We start from the raw sequence: 13,963 nt of genomic DNA, 5'->3' as shown, positions 1-13,963 counted from the left end.
GCTCATCCTAAAAAACAGTGCTATTGACAAAGAAATTATGTTGGGTTTTAAAGGGTGTTTAGGTATACTTTGAGCACTACCTAATCGAAACGAGAATATGATGAGAAGTATAAAAAAATTAGCAATCATCGTTGTATTGACACCGCTCTTTGCCGCTTGCTCGAGCGGCCCCTCTGATAGTGACGTAGAAGAGCTGATTCAGGCGCAGTATGACAAGGCCAATAGCATCATGGACGATGCAATGGTGCAAGCGGGCGATGATGAGATGGCAAAAGCTGTGAGCGGCATGATGGCAGGTATGATGCCAACGCTTGAGAGCGTAGACAATGTCAGCTGTGATACGACTGAGGGTGACAACACTTATCTGTGTACCGCTGATGTCACGCAAACCATCGGTGGCAATAGTCGTACTGATAGCGGCGCTTTTAAGGTCAGTGATGTCAATGGCGAATGGGTATTGACGCCATAGTGGTTGGTATGAGATACAAACGATGAAAAAAAAGGAGTGTCCAAGCGGCACTCCTTTTGTTATTTAACTCTATATGTTTACTCTTTATTGATCAGCTTCTACTGACAGCAATAACACTTGTTAACGTCTATAACGCTCATCTAGCGCCCATTAACGCTCGTTAACGCCCACTAACGCATCGTCACAAACTCTTCTGCACCGGTTGGATGAATAGCAACGGTATTATCAAAGTCTGCTTTGGTCGCGCCCATCTTCACTGCTACGGCAAACCCTTGCAGCATCTCATCGACACCGTAACCGATGCCATGTAGGCCAATGATTTTCTCCTCCTCACCTAAGCACACCAGCTTCATTACGCACTTTTGGCGATGCTGAGTCACGGCGCTATACATCGAGGCAAAGGTCGAGGTGTAGCACTTAATGTTGTCTTTGCCATGTAGCTTCACCGCGTCAATCTCAGATAAACCAATAGTACCGATAGCGGGATGAGTAAAAATCACCGTCGGTATCAAATCATAAACCAAATGCTCATCGGTCTTGTTGTTAAACAAGCGCTCAGACAGACGCCTACCAGCGGCGATGGCAACTGGTGTCAGATCAATGCTGTTTTCGATAATGTCACCGACCGCGTAAATACCATCGACATTGGTATTTTGGAATTTATCGACTTTGATTTTGCCAAACTCGGTGGTTTCTACGCCCGTTACTTGTAGGTTGATGTTGTCAGTAGACGGCGCGCGCCCAATCGCCCAAATCAAGCAATCAACCGTATCTAACGTGCCATCTTTGGTACATAGCTCTAAACAGCCATCTTCGTTTTTATTGACTTCGGTAAGGGTGGTGTTGGTATGCAGATGAATACCGTCTTGCTCCATCTCTATCAGCAGCGCCTCGACGATAGTGTGATCAAACGAGCGCAGCGGTGAATGCTGGCGGACATAGAGATGTACCTCAGCGCCGAGGCTGTTGAGTACGCCTGCGATTTCGACAGCGATATAACCTGCGCCTGCGATAGCGACGCGTTTGGGCAAATGAGTCAATTTAAAAAAACCATCAGAATCGATGCCGTGCTCTGCGCCTTTGATATTAGGCTTGATAGGATGTCCGCCCGTCGCGATCAGGATATGATCGGCAGTGATACGCTCGCCATCGACTTCGACCGTATTGGTATCGACAAATTTAGCAAAGCCTTTGATTACTTCTACGCCGTTTTTGGCTAAGTTATTGTCATAAGCGCGGTGGATATTTTGGATATATTGCTGGCGGCTTTGTACCAGCTTTTGAAAGTCAAAGTTTTTTAATTCCACATCAAAGCCATAATCTGGCGCATACTTCTCAATCGCCTCAGCGACTTGCGCGCCGTACCACATCACCTTTTTGGGTACGCAGCCCCAATTGACGCAAGTGCCGCCTAATTGCTCCGCTTCGATAATAGCGCACTTTTTGCCATAGCTTGCTGCACGGTTGATCGAGGCAATACCGCCGCTACCGCCACCAATGGCGATATAATCATAATGTTTGCTCATGTTTTATCCTTGTATGTATGATTGATAAGTGCTGTCTTGAGTATTGTCGGGGCAGGGTGCAACCGACCACTGTGGGTATGGTACAACATAAACAGCCGCTATGAAGAAAATGGGCAAGGACCCAACATACTATAAACGATACCTAAACAATGGCGCGACGTCTATAAAATAACAACCCAGGAATGGACAGACCCAGCACCAATCCTGAGGTCACAAACAAGGCCTCGAACAAATACACCATCATTTGGCTAAATAACTCGTCCGAAAAACCAAAATAGCCTATCTGTACCATACTGACCATCGCCTTATAAGCGGCGATACCGGGCATCATACAGATGACACTAGGTGAGATCAGCGCTTTGGGCGGTAGGGTATATTTTTTAGAAAAATATACCCCCAAAAAGCTGGCAAGCATCGCCCCAAAAAAGCTGGCCACTGCCAGATGGACATGCTGATAGACAAGCGCGGTTTTTAGTCCGAATCCCAGAGCGGTCATCAGCAAACACGGTAAAATATAGCGTTTGGGTACGCTAAACATCAGCGTCCAGCCAAGGGTGATAATACATGACAGCACAACGGTCTCAATAAACCACATCTAAAACCCCCAATGCTGTATGCGTAGTAACACCAGCGCCATCACGATGCCAACGCACGCGGATAAGGTCAGCATATAAGTAAAAACTGCGCGCCCAACGCCGATATTGACATAGCCCTTTAAGATATCTGAGAAAGAGTTAATCAAAGGAAAGCTTGGAACTAGCAACAGCACGCTAGAGGCAACGGCGATATCGGCGTTATTGCCAATATCAAAGTAATAGGTCGTCGCCCCAATCAAAGAGGCGATAAAGGCCGTCACGATGACGGTGATAAAGGGATTGAAGTGGTGCTTTGCTAAGTAGATGCGGGTGAACATTGCCACCATACCAGCGATAAAGGTCACCGCCGTAATCGACCAGCTGCCGCCATTCAAATAAGCAAACGCGGCACAAGAAGCGCCGACAAATATACTGACTAGCCATGTCGGATATACCGTTTTATCCAACTCATCAAACGCAAGGGTTGTGCGGTCAATCAACTCATTGCGATCGACAGTGGCTTCGGTTTTATTGACGATTTGCTGGATTTGTACCAATAAATTGACATTGATGCTCTGATTGATCGTATCTCGGGTGGTGGTGATACAACGCTCATTACAGATAGTCGTCAAAGTGATCGCATTAAAATTTAGCGAACACTCGACGCTACTCATTCCCAAGGCGAGCCCCAAGCGTTTGGATAAGTCCACCACCACGGCAGACTCAGCGCCATACTGCATAAGCAGTAATCCGCAGCGCACGCAGAGTCGAGTGATGCGCTGTTGCTGTACGTAGCTGATAGAGGTCATGGGTAAGCTGGGCATGTTGGCTACTGTCGCTCTTATGGGGGTTATAAGGGATGAGAAGTAGTGATGACGTATCGATATAGCAAGGTAACGATAGCATAACTTGCGCTATTGATTTGCTACTATTATAAGGCGTAAACCATTGCTGCAAGGAGAATAAAATGCATATCGTCATTCTAACTTTGACCTTTTCTTTACCTGGCTGTAGCTCATTAAAAGAAAAGCGCCAACGTATGGGCGGCCTGCACGCACGTTTTGGCAATACGCCAAGCGTCGCGGTATGTGAGAGCGGTGAGCGTGATCGGCATGACGCCAGCGAATGGACATTCGTTATAGTCGGACTGTCTAAACGGGACATCGAGTCGCAATGCAGTCAGATCGAAGAAAAAATAGAACGCACGGTGGATGCAAGGGTAATGAATGTTGAGCGGGAGTTTATTTAGGTTAAACGATAATTATCTTAAGTCTGAAAAATGTCTAACCTATAGGTTGGATATCGCAAGCTTCACTCAGCCTACGACGGATCTAATGTTAACTATGAATAATGCAAGGTAGGTTGGTGTCGAGGAACGAGACCCAACAGGATAATTTTGTACAATATGAATCGTTGGGTTTTCTTCGTCAATCCAACATACGGGCTGTGCGCTTCGCACTTATCGATGCTGCGCAAAATTCATCTCAATAGCACTGTATCGTTTTTAAAGTGAGACAATTACAGTGATAATACCTCTTGCGTGCGGCGGTTCAGCTCGGCAATAGCGTCTTTATTTAGCGCATTGGCATGCGGTTGTCCGAACTCACCTCTAGCATCGCCGTTAGCGCCGTCTTTAATGTCATTATCAAAGTATTTACCTGTATCGTTAGCAAACTCATCGGATATGGTAAGCTCAGTTAAAATGTTCGCGCCTTTATCTGCTGATGACCAATATTTGCCATAAGCTTCATCGACCATTTTGGTATTCAGTAGCGAGCCAGGATTGACCGCGATGACGTTGATATTATTATCTGCGACGGTATCGGCTAAGTCCATACTCCACATCGTGAGTGCCAGCTTGCTTTGCGCATAAGCGTCTTTGTCGTCAAGACGTTCGTTCCCTGCAAATGCGGGATAGAATATTGGTGCTTGCGCCGCTGAGCTTAGATTAATAATGCGCGCTTTATTAGATTTTTTAAGCAGTGGTAATAAGGCGTTAGTTAATACATAAGGCGCTAAATAATTAACCACGAAACGCACGTCGAGTCCGTCTTTGGTCACGGGCGAGCTGGTGGTATAAATCCCAGCGTTATTAATCAGTACATCAAGCTTTGCTAGCTTGTTGTTGACCTCGGCCGCCATATCACGGACGGTGTTTAGGTCTGACAAATCCGCCACAAATCCATCGATATTATTTGTCGCTGCGCCTGTCGCTACTGCTTTGACCTCCATAATGACGCTATCAAGCTTGTCGGCATCTCTGCCATGCAAATATACCTGATGTCCCGCTTTTGCTAAATTGAGAGCGGCAAGTTTACCAATGCCATCGGTGCTACCAGTAATTAAAATCGTCTTCGTCATAAGTTATCCTTATACTTTTAATAATGATTTAATTTTGGATACGCATTCTATTTTATCGGTCGTCATGGTGCAGTGATAACTATAAAAACTGTATTGATAAACTACGTTTATGGGCAAGCCGAGCGTGAATGTAATCTTGATCTGCAATATCTCTAAAACATCTGATTGCAAGATGATTTAATTGCTTGTTATTATCGTCGCTCATATTTGAGTGCATTTTTTAAGTGAGTCTATCTCTTGTATTCTTTATACTAACACTAGGCTTAAACCGTACTCAACAAAAAAGGCCACTCCCAAAAGAGCAGCCTTTAAATTAAAACCAAACAATTAACTAAACTAACCCGCCTCAGAAACCACCTGCGTAAGCATCGGCTTCAAAAACTCACCCGTGTGTGAGCCTTCGACCTCTGCGACCTCTTCTGGCGTACCCTCCGCGATAATCATGCCGCCGCCTTTACCACCTTCAGGGCCAAGATCAATCACCCAATCGGCAGTTTTGATGACATCCAAGTTATGCTCGATGACCACGATGGTGTTACCTTTATCGCGTAGCGCATGCAAGATGTTGAGCAGCTTATCGATATCATGGAAATGCAAACCTGTGGTTGGCTCATCCAAGATATATAGCGTCTGTCCCGTGTCGCGTTTGGCAAGCTCGCGTGCCAGTTTCACCCGCTGCGCTTCACCGCCAGAAAGCGTCGGTGCAGACTGACCCAAGCGAATGTAGCTCAGTCCCACATCCATCAACGCTTGTAGGCGACGATAGATCGCTGGAATCGCCGAGAAGAACTCAGTGGCGTCCTCTACCGTCATCTCGAGCACGTCAGCGATGGTTTTGCCTTTATAGTGAATCTCTAAGGTCTCGCGGTTATAACGCTTGCCTTCACAGGTGTCACACGGCACATACATATCCGGTAAGAAATGCATCTCAACTTTGATGAGACCGTCGCCTTGGCACATCTCACAGCGTCCGCCTTTGACGTTGAAGCTAAAGCGCCCAGCTTTATAACCACGTGCGCGGGCTTCTGGTGTTTGGGCGAACATCTCACGCACGGGAGTGAAGACGCCAGTATACGTCGCAGGATTGGAGCGCGGGGTACGACCAATTGGGCTTTGATCGATATCGACCATTTTATCCAAATGCTCAAGACCGCTAATGCTCTCATGCTTATCCGCGATAAGGGTAGACGCATTGTTTAATTGTGTGGCGGCGATAGGCATAAGCGTACGATTAATCAGCGTTGATTTACCAGAACCCGATACACCCGTGACACAAGTCATCACCCCAACGGGCAGGCTCAGATCGACGTCTTTTAGGTTGTTGCCTGAGGCGCCTTTGAGCTCGATAGTCATCGGTACCTTTTTAGTTTTGGCTTTCGCTTTACCTTTAACCTCGACCTCTACGGTTTTGGCTTTATGCCGCACTTTTGGTATCTCAATGCGTTTTTCGCCCGACATATATTGTCCGGTGAGCGAATCTGGCGTTGCCATCACTTCATCGACCGTACCCTCGGCGATGATATGACCGCCATGCACGCCTGCGCCGACACCGATATCGATAACGTGATCGGCTTGACGTATGGCGTCTTCGTCGTGCTCGACGACCAGTACCGTATTACCCAAGTCACGCAGCCGCGTTAGAGTCTTTAGCAGGCGATCGTTGTCACGCTGATGCAAGCCAATGGACGGCTCATCGAGCACATACATCACGCCCATGAGACCGGCACCGATTTGGCTGGCAAGACGGATACGCTGTGCCTCCCCGCCCGATAACGTCTCAGCAGAGCGAGCAAGGGTTAAATAATCTAGCCCGACACTAACGAGGAAGTTTAGACGCTCATTAATCTCTTTAAAGATTTTTTCTGCCACTTCGCCTTTATGACCGCCGATCTTTAAGGTCTTATAATAGTCAGCAGCATCACCGATAGATAGCTTGACGATATCGGCGATGGTCTGCTCATCGACACGCACGTTGCGCGAGATTTCATTGAGACGCGCGCCATCGCAGACGTTACAGGTGGTGTCAGCCAGATATTTTGCCAGCTCGTCACGCACAAGGTTACTTTGCGTTTTGGCATAACGGCGCTCAAGATAGGGTAGTACGCCTTCAAATGGTACGGTCTTATTGGTCTTGCGCCCGCGCTCATCGGTAAAATTAAAGCTCAGTTTTTCTTTACCAGAGCCGTGCATGATGATGTCTTGTTGCGCTTTTGGCAGTGCTTGCCACGGTGCATCCATATCGATGTCAAAGTGCTTGCAGACGGTAGAGAGCAGGCCAAAATAATAGGCATGACGCTTATCCCAACCATTGATCGCGCCTTGGTTGAGCGATTTTTCATGATGAGTAATGAGCTTTTCAGCAGCGAAATACTGACGCTTACCGAGTCCATCACAAGTTGGGCAAGCGCCGTAGGGGTTGTTAAAACTAAACATCCGCGGCTCAAGCTCAGGCACGGCGCGATCACAGACAGGGCAGGAGTGCTTGGCTGACATCACTTGGTCGTCAGCACTGTCTGCGTTTGGATTGCCGTCCATAAAGTGTAGCGTGACCAGACCTTGGCCTAAGCGCAGGGCAGTCTCGAGACTTTCGGCGACGCGGTTGCCCAAATCGTCGCGAACTTTAAAACGATCGACGACGACTTCGATGGTGTGTTTTTTCTTTTTATCGAGCGTGGGTAGCTCGTCGGTATCATAGACATCGCCATCGACACGCACACGGACGAAGCCTTGTCCGATCAGCTGCTCAAGTAGGACCGTATGCTCGCCTTTACGCTCACGAATTACAGGAGCCAGTATCATAAGCTTGGTATCTGTCGGCAGCGCCATGATCTGATCGACCATTTCGGTGACAGACTGCGCCACCATCGGCTCACCATGCTCGGGGCAATAAGGCGTGCCGATACGCGCGTATAATAGACGCAGATAGTCATAAATCTCAGTAATCGTACCCACGGTTGAGCGTGGATTATGGTTGGTCGATTTTTGCTCGATGGCAATCGCAGGGGAGAGTCCCTCGATGCTATCGACTTCTGGTTTTTCCATTTGTGAGAGAAACTGACGCGCATAGGCAGACAGACTCTCGACATAACGACGTTGTCCTTCAGCATACAAGGTGTCGAAGGCCAATGACGATTTACCAGAGCCTGATAAACCTGTGATTACCACGAACTTATCGCGTGGGATGTCCAGATCGATGTTTTTTAGGTTGTGCGTGCGGGCGCCGCGTATTGCAATGTGGTCATTTGCCATCGGTGATAGGTTTCCTATTTGCTAAAGTGATGGATAAAAATACTGATGTATAAGAAGTAGTGAGCGCAACCTACATTTAAACTAGCCATGTAAAACAGCATCCCAGTCGCGCTATGTTATTTTTAAAGTGTATGAGGGTCAAAATAGTGACGCAAAAGATAGCTGGTTTTTATAAACAGCGTTTTTGCAAGCTATGTTTTTACAATAACTATTTACAAATGATTTATAAGCGATACTTTTATAGACGATACGCTTTCTTTAGTGCTTTGGGTTTTATAATGGCTTTATCAGGCCTCGCTGCGGTTTTTACCCTATTTTTTAGTGCGTGCTTTTTCGCGCGCGTTTTTTATAAGCTGGGTAATCTTTAACCAAATCATTTAAGGCGGCTAAACCATCTAGGCCGTTTTTATCTCACAAGTTTTGTTAGACTCAGCCAATCTAAATCAAATCTGTGTTACGTAACAGGTATCCTTTGTTATGGTTTTGACCAGCACGCTTGTCTTAGTTAGCACTTAATGGCTCAAGCGAATCTGCAACCTTGTTGATAACGTTGTACTTTATTGTCATGATGCGTGCATTATTCAAGGCAAAAAGCCGCTAGAGACGCACTTGGTAACAAAAAACAAAAGTCTCGGCAACCAAACGGCGAATGTCTTATACTAGGGGCCTTAATTTAGAGGGCTTGATTTGTAGGTGAGTGCCCTGATAGATCGACTGTGATATTGATGTATGGCTAATCTATTTTAAAATAAGTATGGTCCTACTGGTCGTCATTTTTAGAGTGAATCGACTATATCAGCAATGATAAACCTGTGAGGCAAGTATGAATAGCGTAGAAAAACGGGCAATCCTTGGGGTCGGCGGCATCTTTGCCCTGCGTATGATTGGCCTGTTTATGATTGTGCCTGTGTTTTCGGTGTATGGCGACAATTATGCGCATGCCACGCCGTTTTTGATTGGTTTGGCGGTCGGGGTTTATGGGCTGGGTCAGGCGATTTTTCAGATACCGATGAGCCTTGCTGCTGACAAGTTTCCGCGTAAGCCGATTATCTTTTTGGGTCTGATATTGTTTGCTTTGGGCGGTATGATTGCAGCCAACGCCACCGATATTTATGAGGTCATCATCGGTCGGGCGCTGGCAGGAAGTGGTGCGGTGTCGGCGGTATTGATGGCGCTACTCGCTGATGTCACGCGCGAGGAGATGCGTACCAAAGCGATGGCGACGATGGGCTTGACCATTGCCACCTCTATTATGTTGGCCTTTGCATTTGGCCCTTTGTTGGTCGGCTCGCTTGGTATGTCAGGCTTGTTTTGGCTGACATCGGGCTTTGCGGTATTGGCAATGATGTTACTGTTTGTGGTGCCGACGCCGCTACGAGTGCTCAAACATAACTTGGACAATAAATCTATCGGTAAGCAGTTGGCCAGCGTGCTAAAAATCGGCGATTTAAACCGTCTGCATATTGGTATCTTTGCCTTACATTTGACCATGACGGCGATATTTGTCCTCTTGCCGCATCAGCTCTCTGAGGTGCTGGGTTTGTCGGTTCGTCAGCAGGGCTTGGTGTATTTGCCACTGTTGTTTATTGGCTTTGCGGTAGCGATACCTTTTATTATTGTCGCAGAAAAAAAGCGCAAAATGCGTCAGGTGTTTTTGGGTGCGATTGGCCTGATGACTGCGGCACTGGCATTACTGGCGCTGGGTAGCCATGTGGGCATTGGGATTGTTTTGGGGTTGCTTTTATACTTTATGGGCTTTAACTTGCTTGAGGCGACGATACCTTCTTGGATATCCAAGCGTGCACCAGTCGCCAATAAAGCCACAGCGATGGGACTCAACTCATCCAGCCAGTTTTTTGGTGCCTTTGTCGGCGGGGCGCTGGGCGGCATACTCTTGACGCAGCCAAATTTGCTAGCATGGGGCGTACTGGCGCTGATTATGGGCGCGGCGCTATTACTGATATTTCCGATCGCCCAGCCGCCGTATCTATCAAGTACCACCATTACCCTTCCTAAAAACATCAATATCCAAGACTGGTCGCGGCAAATGCTGGCGGTAGATGGCGTAGATGAGCTGGTGGTGATGGCAAAAGAACAGGTTGCCTATCTTAAGCTGGACAAAACCCAGCTCACCGACGACTCGCGACAAGTACTGTCGCATCTGGCCCAAAGCCCACTAGATATTTAAATAAAAATTGGTTAAAGTAAAATCAAATCACTGTAAAATCGTATTGTCGATAGCATTAACGATGATGGGGCACATTGCCTTCATTGAATCATCATAAATACGATTCACTAAATTATTCATAAATAAAAGGACGGTACCATGCGCGGAGTTAATAAAGTTATCATCATCGGTAACCTTGGAGCAGACCCTGAGGCACGTCAGTTTAATAACGGTGGTAGCGTGACCAATATCTCGGTTGCGACATCAGAGCAGTGGACAGACAAGCAAAGTGGCGAAAAAAGAGAAGCGACCGAATGGCATCGTATCTCACTCTTTAATCGTCTAGGCGAGATTGCAGCGCAGTATCTTCGTAAAGGCAGTAAGGTCTATATCGAGGGCAGTTTGCGCACGCGCAAATACCAAGACCAAAATGGTCAAGATCGCTATATCACCGAGATTCGCGCTGAGCAAATGCAGATGCTCGATGGCGCAAGCGGTGGCGGTCAAAGCCAAGGCGGGGGCTATGGTAATCAAGGCGGTCAAAACAGCTTTGGTCAGCAAGGTGGCTACAACCAAGCAGGCGGCGTAGCAGCTCAAGGTATGGCGCAGGGCGGTAACCAAGGGGGTTATAACAATCAAAATGCTTATAACAACCAAAGCAATCCTCAGCAAAATCCATTCAATCAGCCAGCGCAAAATGCCTCTCAGCCTAAGCCAACAGCGATGCCTGATGGTCCAGTCGATGATGATATTCCGTTCTAACTTATACAATAACAAGATGTTGTATTTATAATTCTGTAGCTCATTGATAATAATATCATTGAGCTATTTTTATATCCGTTTTTATTATTGATTTTTTTTAATAAAAACAAAGTTTGTTTGTTATTAAATATGATTTTTTATAAAATTAAGAAATAATGGGGAGTAATAGTGGATTAAAAATTTACTTAAGTTTACTGTCTGCTGAGTCTATACAAAAATGTATAAAAAACTACTGTTGTGATAAGCGATATTTTTGTTTATATTACTTTTGCGAATAAACTTTATGACCCAAAACCTTTTTTTTTGGTTTGAGTATGGCGATATTGAGCTATTTTAAAGCAGATGACATTTAATGGGTTTATAATCTTAACGCCGTTATCATATGATTAAGTGCTAACTCAGATACTGAGTCAGTTACGTCCTTAATGATTCATTAGATCATTAAGATTGTTATTTTATTATAGAGTTGGATTTATTATGACTAAAAATAGTGCTATTGATTTAGATAGTTTAGGCGTTGATGAGCTACGTGCCATTACCGAAAACGCTCAGCAACTTATCGCTAAAAAACAGCATCAGCGTTTATATGACGCTTATATGCAGTTCGAAAAAATTGCAGAAGACAGCAATACCACCATCGAAGAGATTTTAAAAGCCGGTGAGACGCTGGAGAAAAAACGCAGTATTAAATACCGCAATACTGATAACAGCGAAGAGACGTGGACGGGCCGTGGCCGCAAGCCTACCTGGTTGGTAGAGGCGTTGGCCGCAGGTCGCAAACTTGAAGACTTTGCTGTTTAATTAGCACAGCCAGCGTCTGGTTGCTGAGCCAAGCATCAGATAAAAGCCAGTATCTTTTTTGCCAGTCTTTTGGTAAAAAGATACTGGCTTTTTTTCTGTCATCTGTATGCCATTGTTTGTTATGATAATGACGTTTTTGTCTTATATAAGAGTTATCACACTGTGCCCCAAGTATCTGCATCGTCTCATAAGCGTCCCCGTAAGCTGTGGTGGCTCGTTGGGCTGGTGCTCTTTGCGCTATTTGCGGTACTGCAGATGCCTGCCGCATGGGTGCTTAACAAGTATGCGCCAGATACGCCTTATGTGCAGCACGTATCGGGCAATCTCTGGCAAGGGTCTGCTATTTGGCAGATGCCTGTGGCAGCAAGCTCGCTTACGGGGACAGCCGACTGGTCATGGCAGCCTTGGCAGTTGCTGCTCGGTAAGCTCGGTGCCAAGGTTGATATCCAATCAGAGCAAACCCGCCTGCATGGGCAAGTAAAAATAGGCTGGCACTCGTGGCAGGTAGATAATATGAGTGGCAAAATTGCCCCGTCCACCCTTGCCAGTATCATCGATTGGCAACTGCCCAATACACCAATTCAGGTCAATAATGTCTCGCTCAAACGCCAGACAGCTAGCGGTACCGCCGCCGATGAATCAGCGACCAGCGCCAAGGCGGCAGGCTTTAGCCAAGCAGATGGTCAGCTTACGTGGGTGGGCGGCGAGGTTGGCTATCCAAGTGGCGGTAAGGTATTTTATATCACCATGCCTGCGCTGCGTGCTGAGCTGAGCGCTGAGCAAAAAAACAACAAAAACCTTTTGCATATCAATCTACTAAACCAACAAGATAAGCGCTTGGGTGACTTATATATCGATGGCGATAATATGCTAGATGTCAGTTTGACCCAACGTCTGCTAGAAAATATGCCTGACTATAAAGGACAAGCGCCGCAAGATACGCCAGTCGTCAGTGTGCGTCAGCCTTTATTGGCTGGTTTGGGGGCGCAGTAAATGCTGAATATGAGCGCAAACCTCAAGCCTGTACTCAATATCCTAAATCGCTTTTCGGGTTGGTTGCTGTTTTTGGCCATGGTATGGCTGTGCTGGACAGCGGCGCGGCTATTTTGGCTCTTGCTGGCGGCACCGCTCGCACCAGCCTTGCCCTTAGCGCCATTACAAAGCAGCACGGCTTCAGGCAATGACAACGCAGGTTTGTTTGCGATCTTCTCCGACCCCGAGCCGAGTGCAGCGCCTGTGCAGCCGCCACCAAACGTCGAGTTAAAAGGGGTGCTGCTCGCTATGCCAGAGAGCCAGTCGTCGGCATTACTCGATGTCAATGGTGAGGTAAAAAACTATCGTATCGGTGATACGCTGACAGGTAGCGACTATGCATTGGTGGCCGTCGATTGGAATGCTGTCGTCATCGCTGATGCCTTTGACAAGCAAACTGTGATTAGAATGGTTGAGGCGATGCCGCTGGATCAAAGCGATAACATAGCAGGTGCGGTGAGCAACCAGCGTTTGCCAGATCATACGATGTTGCCTACCGCGCCGCTGCCAGCTGATATAGACAATGAGGCGGCCATGACAGGCAGCGATGATCGTGACAGTAGTCCGCAATCAGCCATCGCCGAGGCGGTCACCGAGCTGCAAGAAAACCCCGCCAGCTATCTGAGTAGAATGGGGGTGATGGCGTCAGGAGAGAGCTATCAAGTGACGGCGGCGATGCCAGCGCAACTGCGTAATCGCTTGGGTCTTGAGCCAGGGGATAAGGTCATCACGGTCAATGGGCAAAGTGTGGGCAACAATCCTGCCCAAGACGCTGGCATATTGCAGCAAGTCCAGCAAACTGGCGAGGCGCAGATACAAGTGCAGCGCGGCGAGCAAGTGATCACCATTCGTCAGCAGTTTTGATGCCATTTAACAGGTTGCGGCAAGGTTGTGACTTTGTATTTATCACATTTATAGTAAGCCCATCACCAGATGGATTAAGCGTTCGCTCAGTTGTATCGTTGTGTTTGAGTCTTCACGCTCACATAGTGGTTTTAAATGCTGGCTAGGTAGGTTTTGA

At 47.0% G+C, this 13,963-nt stretch carries 12 protein-coding genes; 7 read left to right on the top strand and 5 right to left on the bottom strand.

Features of this window, described 5'->3' with window-relative positions; translation table 11 throughout:
* Positions 1-97 precede the first annotated feature (97 nt).
* On the top strand, positions 98-469 hold the full coding sequence (locus tag C6W44_RS02030) for a hypothetical protein (RefSeq protein WP_227526324.1): 372 nt from the start codon (positions 98-100) through the stop codon (positions 467-469).
* Positions 470-639: 170 nt separating this feature from the next.
* Here C6W44_RS02030 and gorA read toward each other — a convergent pair whose 3' ends face one another.
* The 3 genes from gorA to C6W44_RS02015 all read right to left on the bottom strand — a co-directional run bounded on the left by gorA (position 640) and on the right by C6W44_RS02015 (position 3,379).
* Positions 640-1,995 (bottom strand): glutathione-disulfide reductase, encoded by a 1,356-nt coding sequence (gene gorA / locus C6W44_RS02025; protein ID WP_105244020.1) that lies wholly within the window; start codon positions 1,993-1,995, stop codon positions 640-642.
* Positions 1,996-2,137: 142 nt separating this feature from the next.
* The gene (locus C6W44_RS02020) at positions 2,138-2,590 is read right to left on the bottom strand and encodes a threonine/serine exporter family protein (protein ID WP_105244019.1); all 453 of its coding nucleotides are present in this window, start codon (positions 2,588-2,590) and stop codon (positions 2,138-2,140) included.
* Positions 2,591-3,379 (bottom strand): threonine/serine ThrE exporter family protein, encoded by a 789-nt coding sequence (locus tag C6W44_RS02015; RefSeq protein WP_105246389.1) that lies wholly within the window; start codon positions 3,377-3,379, stop codon positions 2,591-2,593.
* Positions 3,380-3,537: 158 nt separating this feature from the next.
* Between C6W44_RS02015 and C6W44_RS02010 the strand changes: the two genes are divergently transcribed.
* The gene (locus tag C6W44_RS02010; protein ID WP_105244018.1) at positions 3,538-3,819 is read left to right on the top strand and encodes a DUF503 domain-containing protein; all 282 of its coding nucleotides are present in this window, start codon (positions 3,538-3,540) and stop codon (positions 3,817-3,819) included.
* Between the two features lie 269 nt (positions 3,820-4,088).
* Here C6W44_RS02010 and C6W44_RS02005 read toward each other — a convergent pair whose 3' ends face one another.
* The gene (locus tag C6W44_RS02005) at positions 4,089-4,931 is read right to left on the bottom strand and encodes an SDR family NAD(P)-dependent oxidoreductase (protein WP_105244017.1); all 843 of its coding nucleotides are present in this window, start codon (positions 4,929-4,931) and stop codon (positions 4,089-4,091) included.
* 336 nt (positions 4,932-5,267) lie between these two features.
* Positions 5,268-8,180 (bottom strand): excinuclease ABC subunit UvrA, encoded by a 2,913-nt coding sequence (gene uvrA, locus C6W44_RS02000; RefSeq protein WP_105244016.1) that lies wholly within the window; start codon positions 8,178-8,180, stop codon positions 5,268-5,270.
* An 823-nt stretch (positions 8,181-9,003) separates the two neighbouring features.
* Here uvrA and C6W44_RS01995 point away from each other — a divergent pair.
* The 5 genes from C6W44_RS01995 to C6W44_RS01975 all read left to right on the top strand — a co-directional run bounded on the left by C6W44_RS01995 (position 9,004) and on the right by C6W44_RS01975 (position 13,806).
* A complete protein-coding gene (locus tag C6W44_RS01995) occupies positions 9,004-10,368 on the top strand; it encodes an MFS transporter (protein WP_105244015.1) in 1,365 nt (454 codons plus the stop codon).
* Positions 10,369-10,506: 138 nt separating this feature from the next.
* On the top strand, positions 10,507-11,109 hold the full coding sequence (gene ssb / locus C6W44_RS01990; protein WP_105244014.1) for a single-stranded DNA-binding protein: 603 nt from the start codon (positions 10,507-10,509) through the stop codon (positions 11,107-11,109).
* A 477-nt stretch (positions 11,110-11,586) separates the two neighbouring features.
* Positions 11,587-11,910: an H-NS family nucleoid-associated regulatory protein gene (locus C6W44_RS01985; protein ID WP_105244013.1), complete on the top strand. Its 324-nt coding sequence runs from the start codon at positions 11,587-11,589 to the stop codon at positions 11,908-11,910.
* 162 nt (positions 11,911-12,072) lie between these two features.
* The gene (gene gspN, locus C6W44_RS01980) at positions 12,073-12,903 is read left to right on the top strand and encodes a type II secretion system protein N (protein ID WP_105244012.1); all 831 of its coding nucleotides are present in this window, start codon (positions 12,073-12,075) and stop codon (positions 12,901-12,903) included.
* On the top strand, positions 12,904-13,806 hold the full coding sequence (locus C6W44_RS01975) for a type II secretion system protein N (RefSeq protein WP_105244011.1): 903 nt from the start codon (positions 12,904-12,906) through the stop codon (positions 13,804-13,806).
* Positions 13,807-13,963: the final 157 nt, after the last annotated feature.

The sequence above is a fragment of the Psychrobacter sp. Marseille-P5312 genome (assembly GCF_900291405.1).
Lineage (GTDB): Bacteria > Pseudomonadota > Gammaproteobacteria > Pseudomonadales > Moraxellaceae > Psychrobacter > Psychrobacter celer.
Note: the sequence above shows the minus strand (reverse complement) of the source record. Positions and strands in the feature narration are given on the sequence as shown.

Excerpts from the sequence above, each read along its gene's own strand:
- ssb (WP_105244014.1), top strand. The coding sequence starts at position 10,507 with ATGCGCGGAGTTAATAAAGTTATCATCATCGGTAACCTTGGAGCAGAC.
- C6W44_RS01985 (WP_105244013.1), top strand. The coding sequence starts at position 11,587 with ATGACTAAAAATAGTGCTATTGATTTAGATAGTTTAGGCGTTGATGAG.
- C6W44_RS01995 (WP_105244015.1), top strand. The coding sequence starts at position 9,004 with ATGAATAGCGTAGAAAAACGGGCAATCCTTGGGGTCGGCGGCATCTTT.
- C6W44_RS02015 (WP_105246389.1), bottom strand. The coding sequence starts at position 3,379 with ATGACCTCTATCAGCTACGTACAGCAACAGCGCATCACTCGACTCTGC.
- C6W44_RS01975 (WP_105244011.1), top strand. The coding sequence starts at position 12,904 with ATGCTGAATATGAGCGCAAACCTCAAGCCTGTACTCAATATCCTAAAT.
- uvrA (WP_105244016.1), bottom strand. The coding sequence starts at position 8,180 with ATGGCAAATGACCACATTGCAATACGCGGCGCCCGCACGCACAACCTA.
- C6W44_RS02005 (WP_105244017.1), bottom strand. The coding sequence starts at position 4,931 with ATGACGAAGACGATTTTAATTACTGGTAGCACCGATGGCATTGGTAAA.
- gorA (WP_105244020.1), bottom strand. The coding sequence starts at position 1,995 with ATGAGCAAACATTATGATTATATCGCCATTGGTGGCGGTAGCGGCGGT.
- C6W44_RS02010 (WP_105244018.1), top strand. The coding sequence starts at position 3,538 with ATGCATATCGTCATTCTAACTTTGACCTTTTCTTTACCTGGCTGTAGC.
- C6W44_RS02020 (WP_105244019.1), bottom strand. The coding sequence starts at position 2,590 with ATGTGGTTTATTGAGACCGTTGTGCTGTCATGTATTATCACCCTTGGC.
- C6W44_RS02030 (WP_227526324.1), top strand. The coding sequence starts at position 98 with ATGATGAGAAGTATAAAAAAATTAGCAATCATCGTTGTATTGACACCG.